General features: G+C 40.3%; 28 protein-coding genes and 2 tRNA genes. 6 read left to right on the top strand and 24 right to left on the bottom strand.

The features are described 5' to 3' along the window. Positions 1–7 precede the first annotated feature (7 nt). The 9 genes from FS458_RS20185 to FS458_RS20145 form a co-directional block, all read right to left on the bottom strand. Entirely contained in the window at positions 8–2,047 is a 2,040-nt protein-coding gene (locus tag FS458_RS20185; protein WP_186320669.1) for an N-6 DNA methylase, read from the bottom strand. 233 nt (positions 2,048–2,280) lie between these two features. Next, the gene (locus FS458_RS20180; protein WP_144704967.1) at positions 2,281–2,826 is read right to left on the bottom strand and encodes a hypothetical protein; all 546 of its coding nucleotides are present in this window, start codon (positions 2,824–2,826) and stop codon (positions 2,281–2,283) included. A 14-nt stretch (positions 2,827–2,840) separates the two neighbouring features. After that, complete coding sequence (locus FS458_RS20175) at positions 2,841–3,308, bottom strand: Panacea domain-containing protein (protein ID WP_144704964.1); 468 nt, start codon at positions 3,306–3,308, stop codon at positions 2,841–2,843. 151 nt (positions 3,309–3,459) lie between these two features. After that, positions 3,460–3,843 (bottom strand): terminase small subunit, encoded by a 384-nt coding sequence (locus FS458_RS20170; protein ID WP_144704961.1) that lies wholly within the window; start codon positions 3,841–3,843, stop codon positions 3,460–3,462. 32 nt (positions 3,844–3,875) lie between these two features. Beyond that, positions 3,876–4,178 carry a hypothetical protein gene (locus FS458_RS20165; protein WP_144704958.1) on the bottom strand — a complete coding sequence of 101 codons (303 nt, stop codon included), beginning with the start codon at positions 4,176–4,178 and terminating at the stop codon, positions 3,876–3,878. A gap of 251 nt (positions 4,179–4,429) precedes the next feature. Beyond that, positions 4,430–5,899: a DUF3987 domain-containing protein gene (locus tag FS458_RS20160; protein WP_144704955.1), complete on the bottom strand. Its 1,470-nt coding sequence runs from the start codon at positions 5,897–5,899 to the stop codon at positions 4,430–4,432. A gap of 4 nt (positions 5,900–5,903) precedes the next feature. Continuing rightward, positions 5,904–6,602: a CHC2 zinc finger domain-containing protein gene (locus tag FS458_RS20155; protein ID WP_144704952.1), complete on the bottom strand. Its 699-nt coding sequence runs from the start codon at positions 6,600–6,602 to the stop codon at positions 5,904–5,906. Between the two features lie 58 nt (positions 6,603–6,660). After that, positions 6,661–6,936 (bottom strand): helix-turn-helix domain-containing protein, encoded by a 276-nt coding sequence (locus FS458_RS20150; RefSeq protein WP_144704948.1) that lies wholly within the window; start codon positions 6,934–6,936, stop codon positions 6,661–6,663. Between the two features lie 16 nt (positions 6,937–6,952). Next, the gene (locus tag FS458_RS20145; protein WP_144704945.1) at positions 6,953–7,180 is read right to left on the bottom strand and encodes a helix-turn-helix transcriptional regulator; all 228 of its coding nucleotides are present in this window, start codon (positions 7,178–7,180) and stop codon (positions 6,953–6,955) included. A 101-nt stretch (positions 7,181–7,281) separates the two neighbouring features. On the opposite strand from FS458_RS20145, the gene FS458_RS20140 reads away from it, so the two are divergent. Both FS458_RS20140 and FS458_RS20135 read left to right on the top strand, forming a co-directional pair. After that, positions 7,282–7,773, top strand: coding sequence for a helix-turn-helix domain-containing protein (locus FS458_RS20140; RefSeq protein ID WP_144704941.1), 492 nt, complete (start codon positions 7,282–7,284; stop codon positions 7,771–7,773). A 15-nt stretch (positions 7,774–7,788) separates the two neighbouring features. Continuing rightward, positions 7,789–8,964 carry a site-specific integrase gene (locus tag FS458_RS20135; RefSeq protein ID WP_144704938.1) on the top strand — a complete coding sequence of 392 codons (1,176 nt, stop codon included), beginning with the start codon at positions 7,789–7,791 and terminating at the stop codon, positions 8,962–8,964. Between the two features lie 111 nt (positions 8,965–9,075). Here the strand turns inward: FS458_RS20135 and groL are convergent, their stop codons facing one another. After that, positions 9,076–10,713, bottom strand: coding sequence for a chaperonin GroEL (gene groL, locus FS458_RS20130; RefSeq protein ID WP_144704935.1), 1,638 nt, complete (start codon positions 10,711–10,713; stop codon positions 9,076–9,078). Between the two features lie 101 nt (positions 10,714–10,814). Then, positions 10,815–11,099, bottom strand: coding sequence for a co-chaperone GroES (gene groES, locus FS458_RS20125; protein ID WP_137792218.1), 285 nt, complete (start codon positions 11,097–11,099; stop codon positions 10,815–10,817). A 246-nt stretch (positions 11,100–11,345) separates the two neighbouring features. Here groES and FS458_RS20120 point away from each other — a divergent pair, with 246 nt between their 5' ends. After that, complete coding sequence (locus FS458_RS20120) at positions 11,346–12,059, top strand: CPBP family intramembrane glutamic endopeptidase (protein ID WP_144704932.1); 714 nt, start codon at positions 11,346–11,348, stop codon at positions 12,057–12,059. Next, a complete protein-coding gene (locus FS458_RS20115) occupies positions 12,056–12,259 on the top strand; it encodes a YdiK family protein (protein ID WP_137792220.1) in 204 nt (67 codons plus the stop codon). The genes FS458_RS20120 and FS458_RS20115 overlap by 4 nt, the downstream gene beginning before the upstream one ends. 459 nt (positions 12,260–12,718) lie before the next feature. Here FS458_RS20115 and tatC read toward each other — a convergent pair whose 3' ends face one another. Genes tatC through moaC form a run of 4 tightly spaced genes read right to left on the bottom strand, consistent with a single transcriptional unit; the run spans position 12,719 to position 14,896 of the window. Next, entirely contained in the window at positions 12,719–13,501 is a 783-nt protein-coding gene (gene tatC, locus FS458_RS20110) for a twin-arginine translocase subunit TatC (RefSeq protein ID WP_144704928.1), read from the bottom strand. A gap of 12 nt (positions 13,502–13,513) precedes the next feature. Then, positions 13,514–13,693, bottom strand: coding sequence for a twin-arginine translocase TatA/TatE family subunit (locus FS458_RS20105; protein ID WP_118156255.1), 180 nt, complete (start codon positions 13,691–13,693; stop codon positions 13,514–13,516). An 18-nt stretch (positions 13,694–13,711) separates the two neighbouring features. Continuing rightward, positions 13,712–14,347: a redox-sensing transcriptional repressor Rex gene (locus FS458_RS20100; protein WP_144704923.1), complete on the bottom strand. Its 636-nt coding sequence runs from the start codon at positions 14,345–14,347 to the stop codon at positions 13,712–13,714. Between the two features lie 45 nt (positions 14,348–14,392). Continuing rightward, on the bottom strand, positions 14,393–14,896 hold the full coding sequence (gene moaC, locus FS458_RS20095) for a cyclic pyranopterin monophosphate synthase MoaC (protein WP_144704920.1): 504 nt from the start codon (positions 14,894–14,896) through the stop codon (positions 14,393–14,395). A gap of 386 nt (positions 14,897–15,282) precedes the next feature. Between moaC and FS458_RS20090 the strand changes: the two genes are divergently transcribed. After that, positions 15,283–17,223: an ABC-F family ATP-binding cassette domain-containing protein gene (locus FS458_RS20090; RefSeq protein WP_144704917.1), complete on the top strand. Its 1,941-nt coding sequence runs from the start codon at positions 15,283–15,285 to the stop codon at positions 17,221–17,223. Positions 17,224–17,660: 437 nt separating this feature from the next. Here the strand turns inward: FS458_RS20090 and tsaD are convergent, their stop codons facing one another. From tsaD to FS458_RS20040, 9 genes are all read right to left on the bottom strand, one after another. Beyond that, positions 17,661–18,677 carry a tRNA (adenosine(37)-N6)-threonylcarbamoyltransferase complex transferase subunit TsaD gene (gene tsaD / locus FS458_RS20080; protein ID WP_144704914.1) on the bottom strand — a complete coding sequence of 339 codons (1,017 nt, stop codon included), beginning with the start codon at positions 18,675–18,677 and terminating at the stop codon, positions 17,661–17,663. Further along, a complete protein-coding gene (gene rimI / locus FS458_RS20075) occupies positions 18,674–19,123 on the bottom strand; it encodes a ribosomal protein S18-alanine N-acetyltransferase (protein ID WP_066399684.1) in 450 nt (149 codons plus the stop codon). Before rimI ends, tsaD begins: the two co-directional genes overlap by 4 nt. 10 nt (positions 19,124–19,133) lie before the next feature. Further along, complete coding sequence (gene tsaB, locus FS458_RS20070) at positions 19,134–19,829, bottom strand: tRNA (adenosine(37)-N6)-threonylcarbamoyltransferase complex dimerization subunit type 1 TsaB (RefSeq protein ID WP_144704911.1); 696 nt, start codon at positions 19,827–19,829, stop codon at positions 19,134–19,136. Continuing rightward, entirely contained in the window at positions 19,829–20,281 is a 453-nt protein-coding gene (gene tsaE, locus FS458_RS20065) for a tRNA (adenosine(37)-N6)-threonylcarbamoyltransferase complex ATPase subunit type 1 TsaE (protein WP_144704908.1), read from the bottom strand. The genes tsaB and tsaE overlap by 1 nt, the downstream gene beginning before the upstream one ends. A gap of 9 nt (positions 20,282–20,290) precedes the next feature. Continuing rightward, positions 20,291–21,289 carry a thiamine-phosphate kinase gene (thiL, locus tag FS458_RS20060; RefSeq protein ID WP_144704904.1) on the bottom strand — a complete coding sequence of 333 codons (999 nt, stop codon included), beginning with the start codon at positions 21,287–21,289 and terminating at the stop codon, positions 20,291–20,293. A 496-nt stretch (positions 21,290–21,785) separates the two neighbouring features. After that, positions 21,786–21,861, bottom strand: a tRNA-Asp gene (locus FS458_RS20055). A 113-nt stretch (positions 21,862–21,974) separates the two neighbouring features. Further along, positions 21,975–22,051, bottom strand: a tRNA-Met gene (locus FS458_RS20050). A 141-nt stretch (positions 22,052–22,192) separates the two neighbouring features. After that, a complete protein-coding gene (locus FS458_RS20045) occupies positions 22,193–23,572 on the bottom strand; it encodes an amino acid permease (protein WP_144704901.1) in 1,380 nt (459 codons plus the stop codon). Positions 23,573–23,681: 109 nt separating this feature from the next. Next, a complete protein-coding gene (locus FS458_RS20040; protein WP_144704898.1) occupies positions 23,682–24,830 on the bottom strand; it encodes a trans-sulfuration enzyme family protein in 1,149 nt (382 codons plus the stop codon). 285 nt (positions 24,831–25,115) lie between these two features. Here FS458_RS20040 and FS458_RS20035 point away from each other — a divergent pair, with 285 nt between their 5' ends. Continuing rightward, positions 25,116–25,301: a hypothetical protein gene (locus FS458_RS20035; RefSeq protein WP_144704895.1), complete on the top strand. Its 186-nt coding sequence runs from the start codon at positions 25,116–25,118 to the stop codon at positions 25,299–25,301. Positions 25,302–25,618: the final 317 nt, after the last annotated feature.

Genomic DNA, 25,618 nt, shown 5'->3' with positions numbered 1-25,618 from the left:
AACCTCCTTAGAATTCACTGTAAAATGTTTTGTTCATAATTGATTTTTTCAGCTCATCTAAGTTAGTTTGTTTCTTTTGATGAATAGCTTCAAGTTTTCTGGTTTTATGTGAAATTATATCAAGTTTGTCAATAATAAATTGTTGCTCTTCATACGGAGGAATGACCAGTTCGCAATTTAATATATCTGCCTTTCTCAAATTTGTTTGGTTTTCACCATTGTCAAATCCTAAGAAATATTTATTCCTATTAAGTTGATAGTATAAAAATTTATTAATAAACTTATCTGTCCTAATAGCACATATTCGTTGATTTAAACTATATTTGTTATCTTCATCGACCAAAAAACATTTTGCAAGTGCTTTACCATTTGGAACATCACTCATTACCATAGTAATATCTCCCTTAAAGAGAGGAAATAAAGCTTCATTTGTTTTCTTGTAATGTGTCCCATTTGAGGATATAAATTTGGAATTAACTACTATATAATCTCCATTCTCATCTATTATTTTCTCGTGTGCTTTTCCATTAAAAAATGTACATACTTCTTCTAACTTTTTCTTTTCCCATAAACTATTTGTTATATCAAAAGTAGATTGTTCTTCTTTTATTTCACTTAAAATTTTAATAGTCTCATTGTCCATTACTTCTATCTCTTCTAAAATCTCTTCAGGTTGACGAAGAATCAGCTCATTTTCTTTATTAGGATTTTTAACAGACAAATCATAAAACTCGTTGTCGATATCATTTATGTTTACTGTCCATGAATTTATTGAATCTGTCTTTAATTTTTGTAATTCTACAAAATCTAGCAAGTCGTTCTCATTTAGTGGATTTGTTTTACCAAGATTTCTATCCAAATTGAGTTGATAATACCAGATATTTTTAGTAGGAGTACCTTTTTCGAAGAAAAGAACTACAGTCTTTTGTCCTACCCCTGTAAATGTGCCACTAGGCAAATCTAAAACTGTATGCAAATCACAATTTTCTAAAAGTTGTTTTCTTAGATTTATAGAAGCATTATCTACATTTGATAGAAATGTATTCTTAATAACGATACCAGCACGCCCGTTTGCTTTCATTATTTTTATGAAGTGTTGTAGAAATAAAGATGCTGTTTCCCCAGTCTTAATAGGAAAGTTTTGTTGAACCTCGGAACGTTCCTTCCCCCCAAACGGAGGATTTGCTAGGATGATATCATAACGATCTTTTTCTTGAATATCAGCAATATTTTCAGCTAAAGTGTTTGTATGAACAATATTAGGTGCTTCGATGCCATGTAAAATCATATTCATTATTCCGATAATATACGCTAAAGATTTTTTCTCTTTTCCGTAAAATGACTTCTTTTGTAGAATATCCATTTCCTTGGTGCTAATATTTTTACTTGTCTTTAAGTAATCAAATGCTTCGACTAAGAAACCAGCAGACCCAGCAGCACCATCGTAAATCTTATCTCCGATTTTCGGGGCGACTACATTAACAATAGTTTTTATGAGAGGACGTGGCGTGTAATACTCTCCACCGTTTCTTCCTGCATTACCCATGTTTTTAATCTTGTCTTCATATAAATGTGACAACTCATATTTTTCTGCATGTGAACGAAACCTTAGTTGATCTACCAGGTTAATTACCTCTCTAAGGTTATATCCACTCTGAATTTTATTGTTTAGTTCTGAGAATATTTCACCAATTTTATACTCGATAGTGTCAGCATCAGGTGAATCTAATTTAAATCTCTGAAGATATGGAAATAGCTTATTATTCACAAACTCTTTAAGGTCATCTCCAGTCATAGCTCTGTGGTAATCTAATTTACCTTTGTTATCTTTAGGTGCTGCCCATACATCCCATTTATAATCTGATCTGATTATATCCTTGTACGGTTTACCAGAGAGTTCAGCCATAGTACTTTTATCTCTCTCAAGATCATCTAGATACTTTAAAAAAAGAATCCATGAAGTTTGCTCTATGTAATCTAATTGACTACCACAGCCCGCATCTTTCCAAAGTACATCATCTATATTTTTAAAAGTTTGCTCAAACATTTTTGTTATCCTCCGACTTCTCGTGCCACCTATATTTACCAATAACGGCTTGTCTATTTTACTTATTATACAACACTTGTAACAAGACTTTTAAAATTTTTTATTTCAAGCAAGATGCTGATCATAATGAGCTTTATACTTATTAAACTAACACTTGTGATAAGTGCATTGATAGTTGTGAAAATATTATAAAAAATAGAAAGACCACCATTATTTATGGTGGCCTTTTCGAGTTATGTATTGGTATATGTGTCCACAGGACAAAAATCATATCTCTTATAATCTGGTTGATTAAAATGATCATTAGGATGAATTAAATGATGATAATCTACAAATACAGGTGTTAAATGGTTGTTGGTATAATCGTGTATAACTATAAGCCTTAGGTTTTGTGTAACTCCTAACTGCCATAATGAGGGTCCTGCAGCTTTATCACTTTGAAACCTGTTACCATGTATTTGTTCAATGATTCCTAAAACCATATCTATCTTTTCATTAACAACAGGGTGACAATGTCTCCATGAGCCACGGCCTTGGGAGCGTACTATTTCACTCCAGTTATCTTGAATCACTGGAATAATTTTATGAAAAAGCTCGAAGATATAACCTGCAAACATATTTTCATCGCTTAATTTATTCGTGAAACCACCCAATGATACACTTCTTAACCAGTTCTTGTTAGAGAAGTCAAAAGTCAAAGGGGAATCTGACTGATTAGGTTCAGTTTCCCTTTTTAATGGCTTTTTAGGAGTAGGACCTGATTTAAGACGTTTCTTCATCCTACCTTTATCCACTAGTCTACATACTCCACTCTTTGAATATAGTAATTAAAAATTTGCTCATCGCTTATTTCTACATTACATCTTTCAAGTGCGGAATATCCAGATCTGGCATTAAGCCAAGGATCTTCCTGATGTGTAATAGACTCTAACTCATTCCCGTTATACTCTCCATATTCATCCCAAACATCCTCAAGGATTTCCTCTATATCTGCAGAAAATGACGAAACTGGTCCTTCGTATTGTGGAATTTCGTTGTAACCGTACTCCCTGAATGAATCATACACCTCTCTAATTACTGGACCGTGAACCCATGCTTCAAATTTTGCATCAAACAATTTATTATCGAGCTCTGTATTTGAATCGTTTTCCATTGTCAAAGTCCAAGAGTATGCATAATATAATATTTTTTGAAGTTTTTTCGGAGTCATAGCTTCTTTCGAAAGAAACCAATTAATTACATCCTGTAAAGGATATGCCATTTTATACTCCTCCTTCTACTTAAAGTTATTATAATGTACTACACTGTATTACACTTTATAATTCTATAATAAACCAGTTTTTCTATTAAATAAACAAATTTGTTACAGGAAAATCATAAAAAAGGGAACATACATTCCCTTAACTATTAATCTATTGGTCATTAGGGTCTACAAATAATACCTTTAATGAACCGCCGTTCACGCCAGATACCTCTGTTTTATCGGTAAATAACTTTAAATACTTACCTAATAGCTCGTATGCTTTAAGCCGGTCTTTTGTTTGTTCTTCATTATTATCGGCTATGTTCTTTATCCCTTGTAAAATAAAATCAACAGTAATCGCAGCTTTTTCAATACGATATTCCGCCTCTGCATTAATTGCTTTAATAATTTCAGGTTTTTTCAAGTTTTCCTGGCCAATAGCATAAGCAGTTTTTTTGCTGTACCCTGCTCGAATCGCCGCCTGTGTCGCATTATAATCAATCAAGTATTCTTCGATGAATAAGGCTTGTTTAATCGTTAATTTCTCTCCCATGGGGTTATTTACCTCCGTTTCGTAATTTGCCTCTACTGTCCCTTAGCTTTCCGCTTCATGTAATTAAAATAGCGATCTATTTTTGCAAGCACGAAATCAAAATCTTCGCCAGCTTCTAAATGTCTAGTAAAAACTGCTTTAGGCATCCCTGCTTGATACGTTTCAAGCCATCCTTGCCACTGGTTATTAAAGAATTCAATATAAACCGCACTGTTCTTATTCGCAGACCCAATGTAAAGTGTTCCAGTTAAAGCTACGATTAACCCAGCTCTTTTTGCCTTCCGATCTCGGCTTTCATGTTCTGCTAGTTTGATAAGTTCGTTGATTGTAGCCATATATCCCCACATATATTATTGTTACGCCATTAACGTGATTAACTCCATTATTCTAGAAACCTAGCCATTATTTGGCTAGCACGGATTTTCTATCTGCGCCTTTAATACGTTTTTATTACGCCATTTTTTCTTTATGTGCATTAAAAATGACGTAATAAAAGCGTTAATAAAAGCGTTTCTGTTAGGCGTGAAAAACCTGGGCCATAGAGGTATTTTTGATAAAGACGTTAATCTGATTAATGGAGTAAGAGTTAATCAATCAAATCCAGAAGCGTGATCTTTTGTGTGGGCCGTTTCCTTCCAGGTAATCGTACCTTTTCGACCCTTATGAATCCATTTGACAGTAGATCTTCTAGTATGGCGTCTAAATCTTCTTTGGAAAGATTCCTGCTAAAGAATTCCCTGACTTCATTTCTGGTCATCCCGCCCATTTTCATTTCCTTTCGGTGTTTTAATTCATCCAACAATTTTATTGCTTGCGGATGTTCGAGTACTGTTCCGTTACCAAATATATACCGAGCAGATTTGAAGGAATACTGCCATAAGTCAAGCGCTGCTTTCAAGTGTATTACCTTAATGGTATGCGACTGATCCAACAGGGCGTATATACAGGCTAAACGCATGGTCTGAGCTTCTGCACGACTGGTAACGGCTCCGACAATCCCGCCAGTCCCCGTTGATAGAGGTTTGTAAATTTCATGCCACATCTTTTCTCCTTCTTCATCCCGCTTTAACTCTCCAGCAGCAGTACCAAAACGGACAGCCTCACTAATTTTATTAACAAGCGACGATACATCTATTTCATGAAAGGCTCCACCACTAGGTAAGAATTTTGAACGTTTTACCATGAACCACATGAAACGGTTGGCAAGGCCATTCACCAAATCAACGTTAGACATATCTTTCTTTAGCTCGTCCTCTGTGATTTGGCCAAGTATAGAGATATGCGCATTAGTCGCTTGGATTGGACTTCTCGTTAATGTTCTTGGACTCCCGCTATCCCATAACTCTCGAATAATAGGAGATAGCGTGTTTCCTTCTCTTTTAGCTGACCTAAGCGTCTTCCCGAACTCTTCTTCAATAATTAGCATCCGTTTATCACTTATTCCTTCGCTAACAATTTCAATATCGTAACCTACTATTTCTTTCTCGATACCTTTACCTTCTGCAATTGGAACCTTCCTAGTTTCTTCGTCCCTGACTGCATAGATCAACCCTTCCCCGCTCGATAAGCCTGATAGAATGTGGTCCTTTTCCCACTCTGGACTGATGGCTTTGAAAAGCAACCTGATAGGTGCCAGTGAAGTCCCTTTCCTTCCTTTACCTGTAGCACCTACTACGACTGTAAATATCCTAGCCGGATGTTTCCTTCCCCCTGCAACGAAATGAGCAGCATCGCCAATAATGTTGCCATAAGCCGTTAGAAAAGTTACTAAGGTCGCGATAGGATCGGCTTCTGAATGGGGATCTATTGCCTTTACTATTTCTCCTGCAAGCCCATAGAAAGCAGGAGAAACCCTACTTTCATTATTTTCAAACAGTCTGAGTTCAGTAGAAAATTCGCCGTTTTCGTTAATAAAGTCATTGTCCTCATCCGATAAACTATCAGAAATTTCTGCTACTGTTTGTTTATCATATGACAAATCGAAACCTGTTTTGAATATTTGTTCTATCCGTTCTGGAGAAAAGTTTTCTGTCAATATTTCCGCTATATGCCTCATTTTTTTATACCGCCTCCGCCACTGGTATGTCTTTAAAAATAAAATTTTTAATTTCCTCGAGAGCTAGAAACTGTTTAACAGGTTCCGGATCAATCAAACAGTCTAGCCAGTAATCTACCTGATTTTTTTGATGGTAGAGTTCGCCTTTATATTCCATATCTTCTTCAGTTCTAATCGTATATAAATAGTTTGAGATCACTATCTCAAGCTCTTTTAGTTCAAGAATGTATTTTTTTACTTCTTCACGAAAGCGAAATTCTAGTGTTAACGCTCGCTGTTGTTCAATTCTTCTATTGTTCAGTTGATTTACCTGTACTGCATCTAAAGTTCTAAGGCTAAAATCAATAGCTAATGTTCTAATTGCCTCTGAAGTGTTAATGTTCAGCAACATGCGCACAAGGTCAATGACATCTCCCCGCTTAGCTTGGTTACAACCCGCCCAACAACGAAAAGTGTTGGTCACGTTATACACTGTAAAGCTTGGAGAACGATCATCATGGAAAGGACAGCGAATATTAAACTTGTTACGATTTAGCTTAGAATGACTAATGTTCAGCTGAAAATATCTCGTCAGAACATCCTTAATTGAGACTTCATGCTTGATCTGTGCAATAAGCGATTTTTTTGTTATGTTTATGTTATAAGAATTACTTTCAACACCTGTCCTGGCGCTGTGAACGCCAGGTTTTTTGTATTTTTCCATACTAATCACCTCTTAGTTTGATCGTTACTCTGTAACTGAACTGGCCATTTCATAGTTACTAAAAAGGTTTGGTTTTATTTCTTAATGACCAATCGTCAATATATGCTTGTACTTCCTTTCTATTAAAAACCCACTTTTTTCCGACTCTAAGTTTAGGAAAACCTGGATCAATCAAAAAGGTTTTTTCAACGGTTGGCCATGATAGCGAAAGCATTTTGCATAACTGTCTTGAGTCCATTAAAATTGATTGGAATTCAATGCCTTCCAGTTTTTTTTTCACTTCAGCAAGATACAGTTCCTTAAGTTCATTATCATCTAGCATTATTTGTATCATTACCCTGAGTTCCTCCTTATTTGACACCCCTATGGAAATCTTGGTTTACACCACCTTCAAAAAAAATTTCACTCGGTTCTTTGTTCAATACCTTACATAAAGCAGCAATTGTTTTTAAAGTTGGATTACTATACCCCTTCTCTATATCAGAGACTGTTACACGGCTTAACCGTGAACGCCTTGCTAATTCCGAAATTGAGATACCTCTTTCCGTTCTTACCTCTTTTAGGTAGTTGTAACTCATGGTTTACACCTCCTTTTTTAAAGTGTAAATTATAGTTTGCATTTTTGTCAACCATGATTTACACTTAATGCAACAAATCTATTCGAAAGGAGGAAGAAATTATGAGCGAATTCGGGCAATACCTAAAAGAATTACGCGGAAAAAAATCGATAAGAGAAGTTGCAAGAGATGTGGGCATCAGCCACACTTATTTAACTACTCTTGAAAAAGGCTTTGATCCTAGAACTAAAAAACTTAGAAAACCAAATATAGACGTTCTAAAAAGAATAGCATCTTATTATGGTGTACCCACTGCAGATTTAATCAATAGGGCAGGATACAAGTACGAACCATCTGATTTTATTCCAGCCGCTGCACTAATGAAAGTATTGGAAAATTATAAGACCAAAGAAGTTCGTGAGGAATATCCGGTTCAAGCGGATGCACTAATGAGAGTTTTGGATAATTATAAAATCATAAACGATGATAACAACCGTTCAAATGACTTGTATTATCTTCTACAAACAAATGAGGAGCTTTATTTTAAAAACGAAAGATTAACTGATGAAGACAAGAAAAAAATTCTTACTCTTATACACACTTTACTTAATTAAGGAGGCACACCAATAATGGCTCATTTCCGTAAAAGAGGCAAAAAGGGACAAGAAACCTGGACTTACATTATTGATTTAGGATTAGATCCGCTTACAAAAAAACGCCAGCAAGTCTCAAAGGGAGGTTTTGAAAAGAAAAAAGATGCTCAATCGGCTGCAAGGATCATTGAGCTTGAAATAGAAAGAGGTACATTCATTAAAGAATCTGAAATGCCATTTGAAGTTTTTGCGCATGACTGGTTAAAGACTTATGGTATGAATGTGAAAATTAGCACCGTAAGGGCCAGAGAAAAGGAAATGAAACATTTCACTAGTGTTTGGGGACCCTATTCAATTAAAAATCTCACAAAAAAAATGTATAGGGATAGGATTAATGAATTATCCGGAAAGTATAAACGGAACTATGTAAGCGGGATTCATGCATGTGGTCGAATGCTTTTTCAACATGCAATGGACTTGGGTTTAATAAAAATAAACCCCACTTCAAATGTTCATCTACCTAAACAACAAACAAAAGTAGAGGAATTGGAGAATGAAAAAGATGAAATTAAGTTTCTCGAAAAAGAAGAACTTGCCTCTTTCTTAAAGCTGTCACTAACAGATGGCCTTGAAATGGACCACTTAGTGTTTACCACCTTAGCATATACTGGTATCCGTATCGGAGAACTACTTGCCTTAAAATGGGCAGATATTGATATGGATCAAAGCAAATTACGAGTAACAAAGACTCTTTATAATCCAAATAATAATTACCGAGAATATCAACTTCTCACCCCAAAAACAACCGGCTCAATCCGCACAATACGTATTGATGAAATGCTCGTTGGATTGTTCAGGAAACACCGAATAAAACAGAATGAAACCAAACTGAAAAACAGGATGATTTATAACGATTGCAGCTTTATTTTTGCACGTGATGACGGATATCCCCAATTAAGAAAAGTTATCGAGGTTAGACTTAAAAGACTCCTTAAGAAAGCAGAGATAGACAAGAATATTACCCCGCACTCTTTCCGTCATACACATACCTCCTTATTAATTGAAGCAGGAGTAGGGATTAAAGAGATACAACAGCGCTTAGGCCATACAGATATTAATACTACGATGAATATTTATGCTCATATGACCGCTAACATGGAAGAAAAGGCCTCCCATCAGTTCAGCGAACTAATGAAAGACCTTCTTCTATAGACGGTTCTATCGGAAAACAAATCAATTTTTAACATTATGCGGTCAAATCCGCGGACAAATCACTATCTTAACCTCTTAAAGCGTTGATGTGTAAGGGTTTTATCCCTTAAATTACATCATGCCGCCCATTCCACCCATGCCCATACCGGACATGTCAGGCATTCCGCCGCCAGCGTTTTCTTCTGGCTTATCCGCGATTACTGCTTCTGTTGTTAGGAACATTGCAGATACGGATGCTGCGTTTTGTAGAGCTGAACGTGTAACTTTTGTTGGGTCAACGATTCCGGATTCGAACATGTTTACCCACTCGCCAGTTGCAGCGTTAAATCCAACTCCGATTTCTTCGTTCTTCAGACGCTCAACCACTACAGATCCTTCAAGACCTGCGTTGTGTGCGATTTGACGAACTGGCTCTTCTAGTGCACGAAGTACTAGTTTTACACCTGTTAACTCATCGCCAGTCGCTTCTACTTGAGCGATCGCTTTTAGCACGTTAACTAGAGCTGTACCACCACCGGATACGATACCCTCTTCAACTGCTGCACGCGTTGAGTTAAGTGCGTCTTCGATACGAAGTTTGCGCTCTTTTAGCTCAGTTTCTGTAGCTGCACCAACTTTGATTACTGCTACTCCACCAGCTAATTTCGCTAGGCGCTCTTGTAATTTTTCTTTATCGAACTCAGAAGTTGTTTCTTCGAGTTGTGCTTTGATTTGGTTAACACGAGCTGCGATTTTAGCAGAGTCTCCTGCACCTTCAACGATTGTTGTGTTTTCTTTTGTAACCACAACTTTTGAAGCTGTACCAAGCTGCGTGATGTTCGCAGTCTTAAGGTCAAGACCTAGCTCTTCAGTGATCACTTCACCGCCAGTTAGTACTGCGATGTCTTCTAGCATTGCTTTACGGCGGTCACCGAATCCAGGAGCTTTTACAGCTACTGCATTGAATGTTCCGCGAAGCTTGTTAACTACTAATGTAGCAAGTGCTTCACCTTCAACGTCTTCAGCGATCAACAATAGAGATTTCCCTTGTTGAACTACTTGCTCAAGAACTGGAAGGATTTCTTGGATGTTCGTAATCTTCTTATCTGTGATAAGGATGTACGGGTTCTCAAGCTCTGCTTCCATCTTGTCAGAGTTTGTTACCATGTATGGCGATGCGTATCCGCGGTCGAACTGCATACCTTCAACCACTTCAAGCTCAGTTGTGAATCCTTTTGATTCTTCGATCGTGATAACGCCGTCGTTTCCAACGCGCTCCATCGCTTCAGCAATCAATTGTCCTACTTCTTCGTCAGCTGCAGAGATCGCCGCAACTTGTGCGATAGACTCTTTGCCTTCGATTGGTTTAGAGATCGCTTTTAATTCTTGAACAGCAGCAGCCGTTGCTTTTTCGATCCCTTTACGAAGTACCATTGGGTTTGCTCCGCTTGTTACGTTCTTTAATCCTTCACGAATCATCGCTTGAGCAAGAACTGTTGCAGTTGTTGTTCCGTCTCCTGCTACGTCGTTCGTTTTGCTCGCAACTTCAGCTACAAGCTTAGCACCCATGTTTTCGAATGCATCTTCAAGCTCGATTTCTTTTGCGATTGTAACACCGTCGTTTGTGATTAGAGGAGAACCGAATTTCTTCTCAAGCACAACGTTACGTCCTTTTGGTCCAAGTGTTACTTTTACAGCGTTTGCTAGTGCATCAACACCACGAAGCATTGAGCGGCGTGCGTCTTCACTAAATTTAATATCTTTAGCCATGTAAAAACCCTCCCATTAATTTTAAAAGTTAGTGACTTACATATGCTTTATGTTTGATTTATGTAGCTTCAAAATTTTGAAGCTTTCCAGTTACCTAACGATTAGCCTACAATCGCTAAAACGTCAGACTCACGAAGAATCAAGAATTCTTTACCTTGGTACTTAACTTCTGTACCTGCGTATTTTGAGAAAATAATCGTGTTGCCTTCAGAAACTTCTAAAGAGATACGCTCGCCGTTATCCGTTACACGGCCCGTACCTACAGCAACAACTTTTCCTTCTTGAGGCTTTTCTTTTGCTGAATCTGGCAATACAATGCCGCTTGCAGTTTTTTCTTCACCTTCTACAAGCTCAATAATAATACGGTCACCTAGTGGCTTTAACAAGTGAAACACCCTCCTTAAATAGTTAAAAGATTTCTTATTAGCACTCTTTGTTAGTGAGTGCTAACTCCATTTCTAATAATAAATAAAACTAAAAAATTTTGCAAGTGAGAAATCTAAATATAAATCGAATTACCCGCAAATTCGATATCCTCGCGAGCCCTGCCTATTCTATGTTAAAATGGGTAAGCATATAAAGAGGTATGAAACGTAATTATTTTTAGGGCTGTACGTAAAGGAGAAGGTAATTTGAAGAAAAAATATTGGTGGATCATCTTCATATATATCGTGATGCAATTCTCAGGTTACATTGGGGTTCCACTGTTAAATGAACTTGGTGTTCCTAAAAATCAACTTTTTGGAATGTGGGGAACGTTCAGCTTTATCGCGGCTCTTGTGATTATCCTTTACATGCTGATCCCTGAAATGAGAGAACGCCACCGGAATTCTAAGCGTGTCTCAAAAGGATCTGCCGTTCTATGGTCGATCATCGGTATTTTCATGGCGTACGCCGCTCAAATTATCGCGAGCATGATCGAGATGAATGTTTTTGGCATTCAACCTGGATCAGAGAACACGAAGCAACTTGTTGAAATCGTGAAAAACGTTAAATATTTTATGATTGTAACGGCCATCGTTGGGCCAATACTAGAAGAGATTATCTTCCGAAAGATTATTTTCGGCTCTCTTCATAAACGCTTTAATTTCTTTATCTCTGCTTTGATCAGTTCTTTAATCTTTGCTGCTGTTCATGCGGACTTCACACACTTATTAATCTACACGGCAATGGGTTTCACGTTCGCTTTTCTGTATGTTAAAACGCAACGCCTTATCGTACCGATCGCAGCACACGTTGCCATGAACACGCTCGTTTTGATCGTTCAAGTATTATTTGCCGATAAAATCAAAGAAATGGAACAACAGCTAGAAACAGCGCAACTGATTATTGGAGGACTATTATGAAGACATCACCACTGTTTATGGCATTTTTATATTTAGGGATCGGAGTCGTCTTTACCTACTTAGCCGTTCATTACGCAAGCGAGTACGGTATGACAAGCTTCTGGACGATCATCACGATGGTCGTAGCAACCTTCGATTACGCCAATGCCATCCGCTATTTCGCGTTAAACAACCACTTGAAAAGGAAAAAGAAGAAATAATATGGGGAACTGCTTCTTGATGGAGGCAGTTTTTTTGTTTGTGAGGGTGTTTTTGTGGTGTTTTGTGAGGTTGGCCAGTGGTCTGAGGTGGGATTGGACAGATTGTTGGCTGAATTGGACAGATTATGTTGGAGATTGGACAGATTATGCGGCCAATCGGACAGATTAATCTTCGAATCCGACAGATTATCATCACCAACACTAAAACGAAGACTGTTTCAGTACTTTAGGTGGCAACTAAATAGCCCGAAAGCCACCTCAAACGATGCTTACTGTCGACTTCCACGAAAATACTGTCCACTTTTCGAGTTTTACTATCCACTTTCGAAAAAATACTGTCCACTTTTCAATAAATACTGTCCACTTCCCCATTTTTACTGTCCACTCCTACTCTCCGATACCGCAGCTTCACTCCAACCACACAAAAAAGAGGATTCCCCACGTGGAGTCATCCTCTTTTTAATCATGATACATAGCTTCCGCCTGGGCTTCTCGTTCTTTTACGAGTGCTTCGACTTCGGCTTTCATTCGTTTTTCATAAGCAGCCTTCGAAATGATGATGCTGATTTCGTATAACAGGATAAGCGGGAACGTAACCATTAAGTGAGACAGCAGCTCTGGCGGTGTAATCAATCCCGCTACTACTAAAATCCCGAAGTAGGCTACTTTTCGTATGCTCTTAAGGAAATCCGGCGTTACGATTCCGAGTCGAGTCAGAAACATGATCAAGACTGGAAACTGGAACAACAGGCCGAACGGCAGTGTGATGTTGAATAGGAATGAGAAGTATTCCTGAATTCCGTATTCGCCTTCTACACTAAGTGCCACGGCGACATTTCCCATAAAGCTCACAACGAACGGAAAAAGAATAAAGTATGAGAATGCGAGTCCCGTTAAGAAAAGCACGAATGCGATCGGGATGTACATGAGCGTAACTTTTCGTTCGTTCTCATAAAGCCCCGGGCTGATGAATGCCCAGAGTTGGTACAACACCACTGGTGCGGATAGGACGAGGCCGATGAAGAAGGCAAACGTCATGTACACGTTCAGTGGATCGGTTAGATGAAAAGCGTTCATCTGAATGTTCTTTGCAATTGGATCACTTTGTAGATATACAATCACGGGCTTGGCTAAGAAAAATCCAGCGATCAAGAATACGAAGAAAGCTAGGATCGCCCACATGATGCGCTTTCGTAATTCGCCAATGTGACCGTATAGCGACATATTTTTTTCAGAGGTCATAGACAAACATCCTTACTTCTTCAGTTGTTCGCTTTCCTTTTTGTCATCTTCTTCGTCCATCATGCCTTTTGTCGCATTCTTGAACTCGCGAAGCGTTTTACCTGCTGCTTTTCCTAGCTCAGGCAGCTTTTTCGGTCCAAACATAACAAGAGCTGCCAGTCCGATTACCGCGATACTTCCTGGTCCTAACATAACGATTACCTCCTTGTTTTAAGAGTAATTTTTCATAAAATAAACAAGCGATTGCAATTCAACAGCTAAATCGATGTGATGAACACGAATCTCTGGTGAGACAGTCAATCGTGCGGGTGTGAAGTTTAAGATGCCTGTTACACCTGCGCGCTCGAGTTGATCGGCGATCGGTTGAGCGGCTCCTACTGGAACGGTCAGGATCGCAACATCGATACCGCGGTTCTTCAACTCTTGCTCGATGTCTTCTGTGTGATAGATCGGTACTCCGGCAATTTCGCTGCCGATTTTAGCTTTGTCTACATCGAATGCGACTTCTATTTTGGTATTGTTATTTTTGGTGAAATTGTAATGTAAAAAGGCCGTGCCTAAGTTACCTACTCCGATTAACGCTACGGTTGTTGTCTCATCCTGGTTCAACGTTTTCGCGAAGAACGACAGCAGATAATTAACATTGTAGCCATAACCTTTTTTGCCTAATGCGCCAAAGTAGGAAAAATCTCTGCGGATTGTTGCAGAATCTACTTTAACGGCTTCGCTTAGTTCAGCAGAAGACACCCTTTGTTTACCGGAAGATGATAAGTTTTTCAAAAAACGATAATACAAGGGCAGCCGTTTTGCTGTTGCGTGTGGTATTTTTAACTGATCTTGATTCATATTTGGAGCCCTCCAAGTTTAGAAAGCTTATCTATTCCTATTGTATCATATTTTGTCAGGGCTTGAAGAACGTAGAAAGTCCCCATTCTTGCCTCCTGTTTTTGACTGGAGATATGTAGGTCCAATCACCATTCCTTTATCCGCTGCTTTACACATATCATAGACGGTTAACGCTGCTGCAGAAGCCGCTGTTAACGCCTCCATCTCAACACCGGTGCTGCCCTTCGTTTTCACTTCAACTTTGATGTTTAATTTAAACATGCTGTCCGCTAATTCATGCCATGAAAAAGACAGATCAACGCCAGTCAGTGATAACGGGTGACACATCGGAATCCAGTCAGAGGTTTTTTTCGCAGCCATGATTCCAGCGATTTGCGCGACGGCTAGAACGTCCCCTTTTTTAAATCCGTTTTCTTTGATCTTAAGGAAGACTTCTTCAGAAACCGTTACCCCGCTTACCGCTACGGCTGTTCGGTGAGATGTTTCTTTTTCCGAAATATCAACCATGCGCGCACGGCCTTCTTCGTTAAAATGGGTAAACTCTGTCATAAAACCCCTCCTCATGATGAATATACACGAAACCGCTTTTATTGTCGTTAAGATTTTACTTGTAATTATTGCAAAATGTTGAACATTCCCTTTGTTGGCGCGAATCTCCAAACTACGCTAAACTACTAGTTAGACAGGGTTATTTGTATTAAGGCTGATACATGATTGTTGAAAGTAGTTGATTTCCGCTCCAGGTGCTTCGCTTTCCGCGGGGCAGGCGGTGAGCCACATTCGTACGTTTCACGTATAAGTGTCTCACCTGCCCACCTGTCCCGCAGGAGTCTCGCACCTTGCGCTCCAATCAACTTTACAATGAGGCAATAATTCCAATCATTTTAGGTAGCCATTTAATAAAACCACCCGTTTTCCATAGAGGTGAAATTACAATGATTATTTTACAAGTTCAGGACGTTACGAAGTCGTTTGGCGCGGACGTTATTTTATCGAATATAAAACTAGAGGTTCAAAAGGGTGAGCGGATCGCGCTTGTTGGGCGGAACGGTGCGGGTAAATCTACGCTGCTACGCGTGATTACTGGTGAGTATTCCTATGATTCTGGTCATGTCATGATCCCGAAAGATGTAAAGACTGGTTATCTTGCACAAGATGCGGGGCTGGACTCTGATGAGTCGATTTGGAACGAGATGCTCTCGGTGTTTGAAGACCTTCGTAAAAAAGAGAAAAAGCTGCGTGATATGGAAGCGCGTATGGGCGATCCAGAAGTGATTGCGAATGAAGCGGAGTACGAGCGTCTCCTGAAGGATTATGATGCGCTACAGGTTACATTTAAAGACGAAGGCGGCTATCAGTATGAAGCAGAGATTCGTACGGTTCTTCATGGTTTTCAATTTGCCGATTTTGACCGCGATACGAAGATTAACACATTGAGTGGTGGGCAAAAAACGCGTCTCGCACTCGCAAAGCTCCTATTAACTAAACCAGATCTACTCATTCTCGATGAGCCGACGAACCACTTAGACATCAAAACGCTAACGTGGCTTGAGCAATATTTGCAGAGTTATCCCGGCGGCATCTTGATCGTCTCCCATGACCGGTATTTCCTCGATAAGATCGTAACGACCGTTTATGAAGTTTCTAGAAAACGTTCTTACCGTTTCACAGGTAACTATTCTAGCTATCTCGAGCAAAAAGCGGAGCGTTTCGCTCAAGAGATGAAAGAGTTTGAGAAGCAGCAAGAACAGGTTGCAAAGTTGGAAGATTTTATTCAACGCAACATCGTGCGTGCTTCGACCACGAAACGTGCACAGAGTCGTCGCAAACAGTTAGAGAAGATGGAATTGAAAGAGCGTCCGGCTGGTGCAGAAAAGTCTGCTAGTTTTTCTTTTGAGATTGAGAGACAAAGTGGGAACGATGTGCTGAAACTTGAGAACGTGAGCACAGGATATGAAGCTGGCGAACCGTTATTTAAGAATGTATCGGTAGCGGTTAACCGCCAGGACAGCGTCGCGATCGTTGGACCGAACGGAATCGGCAAATCGACTTTATTAAAAGTGATACGTAAGCAGCTGCCGCTCATATCGGGCGATATACGTTACGGCAGTGGACTCAGGATCTCTCACTATGATCAGGAACAAGCAGACCTTCATTCACGCAAGACCCTACTGAACGAGCTATGGGATGATTATCCGGAAAAGACGGAAAAAGAGATCCGCTCGATCCTCGGACAGTTTCTGTTTAGCGGTGACGATGTGTTGAAGCTTGTAACCGAGCTGAGCGGTGGTCAGAAGGCTCGACTTGCTCTGGCGAAGCTTATGATGGAAAAAGGTAACCTTCTTCTGCTGGACGAGCCAACGAACCATCTGGATCTCGACAGCAAAGAGATCCTTGAACAAGCTCTGATCCACTATCCTGGTACGATTCTTTTCGTATCGCATGACCGTTATTTCATCAACCGTATCGCCACAAAGGTCGTTGAGCTCGCGCCAACAGGCATGACCGAGTATCTAGGTGACTACGACTATTACACAGAAAAGAAAAATGAGATGAAAGCACGTGAAGAAATTACTGCGCGCCAGAAAGCGGAGAACGCGGTTAACACTCCTTCTTCAAACCAAGGAAACGGTGCGAAGAACTCGATCGATAAAGAAGCGAAGAAGCTCGACCGTAAAAGGCAGCGTCGTATCGAGGAGATTGAGGGTCTGCTTGAAGGACTAGAAACGAAAATCACTTCGGCCGAAGCTGAACTTTGTAAACCTGAAGTCTTTCAGGATTATGAAAAGACACAAGAATTCCAATCTCAGCTTGATGTTTTGAATGAAGAGATGGAAACGTTGATGGAAGAATGGGAAAAACTACAGAATGCTTAAGTTGAAAGCTGTTATCCTTACTTTTTTGTAGGGATGTCAGCTTTTTTGTTTTACTTTTGCACTTCTCCACACATCATTTCATTCGCTGCGCACGTTTCGACATCACTTACGCACTTCTTCCCCAACGTTACACACAAGTATCTTCATATACTTAAAAAAACACCCAGTGAAATTTTCGAATAATCATTCTTATCCACAGATCAACCTGTGGATTTTGCACTTTTTGACGACTTATCCACTTTATCCACACGAACATGTGTATACATGATGTGAATTGTGTATAATACAAACCCTTTATTTCAAATGTTTCAAAAGCATTGTCCACATTATCCACAAACCTGTGTATAACTTTTCCACAAAAATGAAGGGTTTTTGTGTCGAATTACGTCGATATCAAAAAAAGCTCTTCTCCTTATAAAAGGAAAAGAGCTTTTTCATTATTGCGCTTCTAAATCTAACCCTGGTACACCGTTTAATGCCATATCTCCACGCGTTCCTTTTTGGTACGCCACACTTCCTGCAGCTCCAATCATGGCTGCATTATCTGTGCATAAGTGGAGAGGAGGAATAACGAGGTCATACTTTGTTCCATTAAAACGGTTTTCTAACATATGACGAAGTCCTTTGTTCGCCGCTACTCCTCCGGCTAAAAGGACTTGCTTTACGTTATACTGCTCTGCGGCACGGTATGTTTTTTCCACAAGTACATCCACAACACTTGCTTGGAAACTCGCTGCTAGATCTTCTGGCTTGATCACTTCTCCCCGCTGTGTTGCATTATGAACCGTGTTGATCACGGCAGATTTCAAGCCGCTGAAGCTGAAATCAAGCGAGTTAGGCTCTAGCCAAGCGCGAGGCAGGTCAATGTTCGCTTCTCCCTCTTGTGCTAGCTTATCGATATGAGGGCCGCCTGGGTATGGCATGTTAAGCGTTCGCGCGACTTTATCGTACGCTTCCCCAGCTGCATCATCTCTTGTTTCACCGATCACTTTAAACGTGCCGTGCTCCTCCATCAGGACAAGCTCTGTATGCCCGCCTGAGACGATAAGAGACAACAGTGGAAACGTCATTTCTTTTACAAGTCGGTTTGCGTAAATATGTCCTGCGATATGATGCACAGGAACGAGCGGTAGGCTGTGTGCAAAGGCAAATGCTTTCGCTGCATTAACTCCGATTAATAATGCTCCGACGAGTCCAGGACCTTCTGTTACAGCAACCGCCGTGAGATTTCCTGGCTCTAACCCCGCTTGATTCAATGCTTCTTCAATCACGACCGTAATTTCCTCAACATGATGGCGTGACGCCACCTCAGGGACAACTCCGCCAAAACGCTTATGACTCTCAATCTGTGACGCGACAACGTTTGCCAGCAGTTCTGTACCGTTCTTCACAATCGCAACTGCTGTCTCATCACAGCTTGTTTCTATCGCTAATATCAATTCATCTTTTATCATAATTCCACCCACATTACTAAAGCATCTTCACCATTATCGCTATAATAGTTTTTCCGGATACCGCCTGCTTCAAATCCTAGTTTTTTATATAAATTCTGTGCAACATGATTACTCACGCGTGCCTCTAGCGTCATCGATACAGCGCCGTGCATCTTCGCGAGTTTGATCGCTTCTCTCATGAGCATCTCCCCTAGCTTTCTTCCTCTATAAGAAGGAAGGATCGCGATGTTCGTAACATGTGCCTCGTCCATAACGAGCCAGATGCCGCAATAACCGACCGGTTGAAAGGAATCTTCGATGACGAGGTAATGAGCGAATTGGTTCTCAACGATTTCTCTATAAAAAGCTTCTCTTGACCATGGAACAGCAAACGACGCTTGCTCGATCCCGAGGATATCATCTATATCGCTTACTTTTGCCAGTCTGAATGTATAAGGCTCTCCCATCAGATCTACCCTACTTCCCCTGTGACTTCAGCCAGTTCACTTCTGCTTCTGCCAACTGAAGATAGCTTGGTGTAAACGAATGGATATCAACCGGTTCGCTTGTCATACCGATACGCCCGAGTTCGCTTGGACGCGGATTGTGATCAGATACTTGTCCAAAAACAGCTTGGTCGCCTAACACGTTCTGAATCGTCTCTTGGTGCAGGGCCAAATCGCTGCCTACAAATAATATCTTTTTATCTAGCGTTTGAAGTTTTTCCAACCAATCTTTTAATAAGATGATTTGGTCTTCCCAAAGATTTTGATACTCTCCTGATTCATTTCTTCCGTAAAGCCCCGTAAATAGCTGTGTGCGGCGCGCATCGAACAACGGAATGGTATAGCCCTCAAAGTATTTCCCGCTCTGAGCAAGTACTTCCAAGCTCGAGATCCCAACGAGTTCTTTTTTTAGCGTCCACGCAAGTGTCTTTGCGATCGTTACACCGATTCTGACACCTGTGTATGATCCTGGGCCTTTGGCAACCACGATGCGATCAAGATCTGCAGGCTTTACCCCGGTCTCTTTTAATACTTCTTCAATCGCAGGCATCACTCGTATCGAATGATTCTTTTTTAAGTTCGTAATATACTCACCGAGCACTTTTCCTTCATCCAATACTGAGATCCCCATCACAAGATTGGATGTATCTATTGCAAGAACTTTCATTACATAATCTCCTTAACGCGTTCTTCGTATCTGCTTCCGATAGGTTTTAATTGAATCTCCCGCTTATCGTCGCCTTTGTGTGAGATAACGAGTTCAAGTCTTTCCTCTGGTAAATAATCTTCAATAAATACGGCCCACTCGACCACACAGACGCCATCACCTGAAAAGTACTCTTCAAATCCTAGATCTTCGTCAGAGTCTTCTAACCGGTACACGTCCATATGATAAAGCGGTAATCGACCACTATATTCTTTAATGATGGTAAAAGTAGGAGAGTTCACTGTACGGGTCACTCCGAGCCCTTTTGCGAGCCCTTTTGTAAAAGTCGTCTTTCCAGCTCCAAGATCTCCAGCCAGTGTGAGTACATCTCCTTTTTGAAGAATAGAGCCCAGCTTTTCGGCAAAAGACATCGTTTCTTCCGCTGACTTTGTTTCGTATTGATAAGTACTCATGACTTCCCCTTACCTTTCCCTAAAATGATTAAATCCTTTTTTCGTGAGAACTTCAGGCTTCTCGTCCTGTTTGTGAAGATAGACCTCAGCCTTACCAGCTTCTCCAACTTTACCGATTTCATAAAGCAGCAGCCTGTGTTGTTTGAATGTATCTGATAGCACCTTAAAATCTTCTTCTGACGCCGTCCCAACCAGCACATAGTCCTCTCCACCAAACAACTGATGGTTGAGCACGTCCGCCTCTGATAAATCTCTTAAGGACTCACTAACAGGCAGACTGTTTCTTTCTATATGAATGGAAACGTTACTCGCTTCAGCGATCTCATTCAATTCGCTCGCCACTCCGTCACTGACATCGTTCAAGGATATTCGAAAACCGCTTCCTGCGAGAATTCTTCCATGCTGGATATGAGGAATGGGCATCTGATGCTGACTTATCCATTTTTCTTCTTTTGCCGTGAAAACAGCATGTCTTGTTTTTTCTAGCAAAACAGAGAGCCCTGCTGCTGATTCTCCCGTTGTTCCTGTTAAAAATACGGAGTCTCCAGGTTTAGCGTTACTTCTTAATAAAGATCTTCCTTTTTCTACTTTTCCAATAACCGTCACGGATAATACTAACGGCCCTTTTGTAGAAACGGTATCGCCGCCCATAAGATCTATTTTGTATTCCGTTGCGAGTTCGCCCATGCCTCGATAGATCTTTTGCAGTTCATCCTCCGACCATTCAGGTGGAATCGCGATCGAGACGAGATAGAACTGAGGAATACCACCCATCGCCGCAATATCACTGACGTTCACAGCAAGTGCTTTAAATCCCGTTTGATAAGGAGATAAGGTATTCTTCGTAAAATGAACGCCTTCTACCATGGTATCCACACAAACGATTTGATCCATCTCTTCGTTCACCGACCAAAGAGCAGCGTCATCACCAATGCCTTGAACCACCTCTTTTTGAAAAAAGTGCCCAGGCGTGATGCTGTTGATCCATTCAAATTCATCTTTAATCATGGATGTGCTCCTCTCTGGTCTTTATTTTAGTTTGTTTTCTAAATAGATAATTGCTGTTAGCTTTTTTCAAAAAGACTTCAATGATTAAGTTGATTGGAGTGCAAGGTGCGAGACTCCTGTGGGACAGGTGGGCAGTCCGAAAAGTGGAAGTGGCTCGTTCAGCCCCGACCAGCAAAAGGTGAATGGGCTAGGAAGGCGTAATTTGCCTTCTGGACCGTTTAACTTTTGACCTCGAGGGGCTAGCCACTGCAACTAGACAGGTGAGACACTTAAATGTGAAACATTAGGAATGTGGCTCACCGCCTGCCCCGCGGAAAGCGAAGCACCTGGAGCGGAAATCAACAGCTCAAAAAAACAGCTAAGAATAAATTTAAAGACAATTCAAATTATAAAAAAGCCTTAGGATTATAATAAAACTCCTAAGGTGACAGTTGTATATTAGTTTAACTTACTTTTAGACATAAAAAAACACGAAACCTTGTTTCGTTTTTATAAGTGGCGGACCCGACCGGGGTCGAACCGGCGATCTCCTGCGTGACAGGCAGGCATGTTAACCACTACACCACGGGTCCAGCTTGTATGTAATTGATGATGTAGTTCATGAAATTAAAATTGGTTGCACCCAATGGGCACTTCCGATATTTCATGGCTAGACGTTTACTCGACGTAGTTCATGAAATTTAATTGGTTGCGGGGACAGGATTTGAACCTGCGACCTTCGGGTTATGAGCCCGACGAGCTACCAGACTGCTCCACCCCGCGACGTTATAAAATGTTGTTTTTTCTGGTTTAGATAACAACTTGTTTCGGACATTTATTAATATAACACGTTTATTAGTATGATGCAAGTGTTTTAAAAATATTAGGCACAAGAAATTTTATTTATTTCCTGTGCCCTCTATTTTATGCCACTTTATCGTTATTTTCAGGGCGCTTGTTGAACCCTTTTAAATAGTAGATCGCTGTTAGTAAGATCAACCAACATGGCCCTACGATCAAGGCGATACGTGTATCTGGGAAGTATGCCATGAGTCCTACAACAAATATTAGAATAGCTAATGCGATATATGAACCATACGGAAAGAATGGCACTTTAAATTTCAGTGTTTTCTTTTCTTCTTCACTTAAGCTTCTGCGGAACTTAAGCTGTGACAGAAGTATAATCGACCATGTCCATATCGCTCCGAATGTTGAGATACTTGTTACCCATACGAAAACTTTTTCAGGAACAAGATAATTTAACACGACTCCAATAAGAAGTGCTCCAGCTGAAACTAATACAGCTACAGAAGGTACACCTGTCTTACTTACTTTATGAAGTTTAGCCGGTGCTTGTTTTTGTTCAGCCAGGTTGAAAAGCATACGTCCTGTACTGAAAATTCCACTGTTACAGCTTGATAATGCCGCAGTTAGAACGACAAAGTTAATGATACCAGCAGCTTGTCCGATACCGATTTTTTCAAATGTAAGAACGAACGGACTTCCTTGCGTTCCGATTTGATCCCACGGATAGATGGACATGATAACGAATAATGCCCCTACGTAGAAAATTAGGATACGCCAGAATACAGAGTTTACAGCTCTTGCTAAAGATTTTTCAGGATTCTTTACCTCACCTGCTGTAACACCGATCATCTCAATTCCTAAGAATGCAAACATAACCATCTGCATAGACATGAGGATTCCCTGTATGCCGTTTGGTGCGAAACCGCCATTTTCCCAAAGGTTACTAATTCCTGTTGCCACTCCACCGTTACCAAAACCAAAGAGTATCATGCCTAAACCAGTTATAATCATCAATACGATAGCAACGATTTTGATAAGTGCAAACCAGAATTCAAACTCTCCATATGCTTTGATCGCAAGCAAGTTGATGCTCGCCATAATCACAAGTGCTGATAGTGCCCAAATCCAGACAGGTACATCTGGGTACCACATCTTCATATAAATACCTACAGCTGTAATCTCAGCCATACATGTAACTATCCATAAGAACCAGTAGTTCCAGCCTGTTAAATAACCGGCTAGTGGTCCAATATAGTTTTTAGCATAACGGCTGAAAGATCCGGCAACAGGTTGATGAATGGCCATCTCACCTAACGCTCTCATAATGATAAACATTACAGATCCGCCTAATGCATATGCTAATAAAATTGCTGGCCCCGCCATTTCAATTGCTGAAGCTGACCCTAAAAATAAGCCCACTCCAATAGCGGCCCCGAGTGACATAAGTGTGATATGTCGTTCTTCGAGCCCACGATGTAATTCTTGTTTTGGCTTCATTTTTATGCCTCCCTTGATGTATATGATGAAGCGCTTTCACTCAGGTATCATAACACATTTCGACAAAAAGAAACAATTCGTTTTTATTACAGTAAAAAGCCCAAAAGCCCTATTGTAACAGGGCTTTTTTGGCAGCTTCTTTAAAAACAGTTACGATATCCTCAATATTTTCAATCCCCACAGAAATTCGGATCACATTCTTATTAATCCCCAATTTTTCGCATGTCTCAGCTGGTAGTGAACGGTGAGAAGTTCCGAGTGGATATGAGACCGTCGTCTCTACACCAGCAAGCGTTGGAACGATGTGTACCCAATCCAATGATTTAAAGAACGTATGCACGTTGCTTTTCTCATCCAGTTCAATCGTAACAATTGATGAATTTCCGTTTTCACTCACGTATTCTGGATAGTAGACGGTTTTAATTCCATCAGTCAGTTTAAGCTGGTTCGCTAATTCAGTGGCGTTAGATATGTGACGCTCCATACGCACGCTTAATGTTTTTAAGCCGCGAGAAGCTAACCACGCATCAAACGGTCCTAAATTACAGCCAAGGTGAATCATTTTTGATTGAGCCTTTGCGATTAACTCCTCTCTACCTACTACTACACCTGCTGTCACGTCGCTATGGCCGTTTAAATATTTCGTCGCACTATGAACAACGAGATCGACACCTTTCGTGTACGGCTGAAGTGCATAAGGTGTAGCGAAAGTATTATCGATCATCGTCTTAAGATTATGTTCTTTTGCAAGGGCAACAAGTCCCTCTAGATCCTCTACACGCAATAAAGGATTCGTTATGGATTCTGAATAAATGAGCTTTGTATTGTTGCGGATATTTCTTTTAACCTCATTTAGGTCCTTGAATGAAACGAATGTGGTTTCGATTCCAAAGCTTTTGAGGTCATCAGAAAGAAGCTGGTAGGTTCCGCCGTATAAATCATCACAAGCTAGAATATGGTCACCGACTTGTACGACTGCTAAGATACCCACTAGAATGGCTGACATACCCGATGAAGTTACAACACCAGCAGGAGCTTGTTCAAGGTTTGCCACACCACTCGCAAAATCGTTCTGATTCGGGTTGTTCATACGTGTATATAAATAATCATTCTTTCCTCTAAAATAATCCTCTAAGTCATCTAGATCATTAAAAGAAAAAGCTGACGTCTGATAGATCGGATTGATCTTACTTACCGACTTAACACTATTATGACCACTTGCATGCACGCTGGATGTATCAAAATGAACATTCTTCATGATATATGGCCTCCCCATTGTTTTTTATCTTTTAGTTTAGCATAAAACTGCTTGGAGATATGGGGTTGGGGTTTGTTTGTTTTTTGGTAGTGTGTAGAGTGATGTTGGTTAGGTGCTTGTGATATCTATATGTTAGTTACTGTCGTCGTTTTAAGTTTTAGCTATTCGCTGTCGTTGTCGAAAATTCGATAAAAATTTTTATCCGTGAAATTATGTGGTTTATCCGTGAATATATGAAGGATTACCATGAAATTATGTGGCTTTGGGTTGATGAGGAGATCTCATTTGGGGCTTCTGAGGGAAGATCAGGGCCGTTTGGATGAGTTTTTGGCTTCAAAGAGGGTTAAAGCAGCTGCTAGTATTGATTTTGAATGGATTTTTGGAGCTTTTGCTGAAGAATATCGCGTGTTGGAAGATGGCTGTGGCCATCTTCTTCCTATTTTAAGAGTTGTAGGAGGGTTTCGCGGCTGAAACTGATATTCAAAACATACGAAGTGGGGTATATCCCTGGTCTAATTAAGTCTGAATGCACAAAATTAAGTCAAAATGAGAGTAAATTAAGTCGGAACGAACCTCAATTAAGTCGAAAATCAAAAATAAAGGCATTTCGCTAATTCTCGACTCTCGACAACCGCTCTCTGCCCAAACCAAGCTCTATACCCCCGAGACCTTCCTCCCCCACATCCATAATAGAAAGTTTGGCAGCCGCCAAACCACCTTATTTCTTTTTAAAACACAAAAAAAGAAGATGGATTCTCATCCATCTTCCTCATTGCCTAGCGACGTCC

Origin of the sequence: Fictibacillus phosphorivorans (genome assembly GCF_007673525.1) — a bacterium.
GTDB lineage: Bacteria > Bacillota > Bacilli > Bacillales > Fictibacillaceae > Fictibacillus > Fictibacillus phosphorivorans_C.
This window is presented reverse-complemented; position numbering and strand designations above follow the sequence as displayed.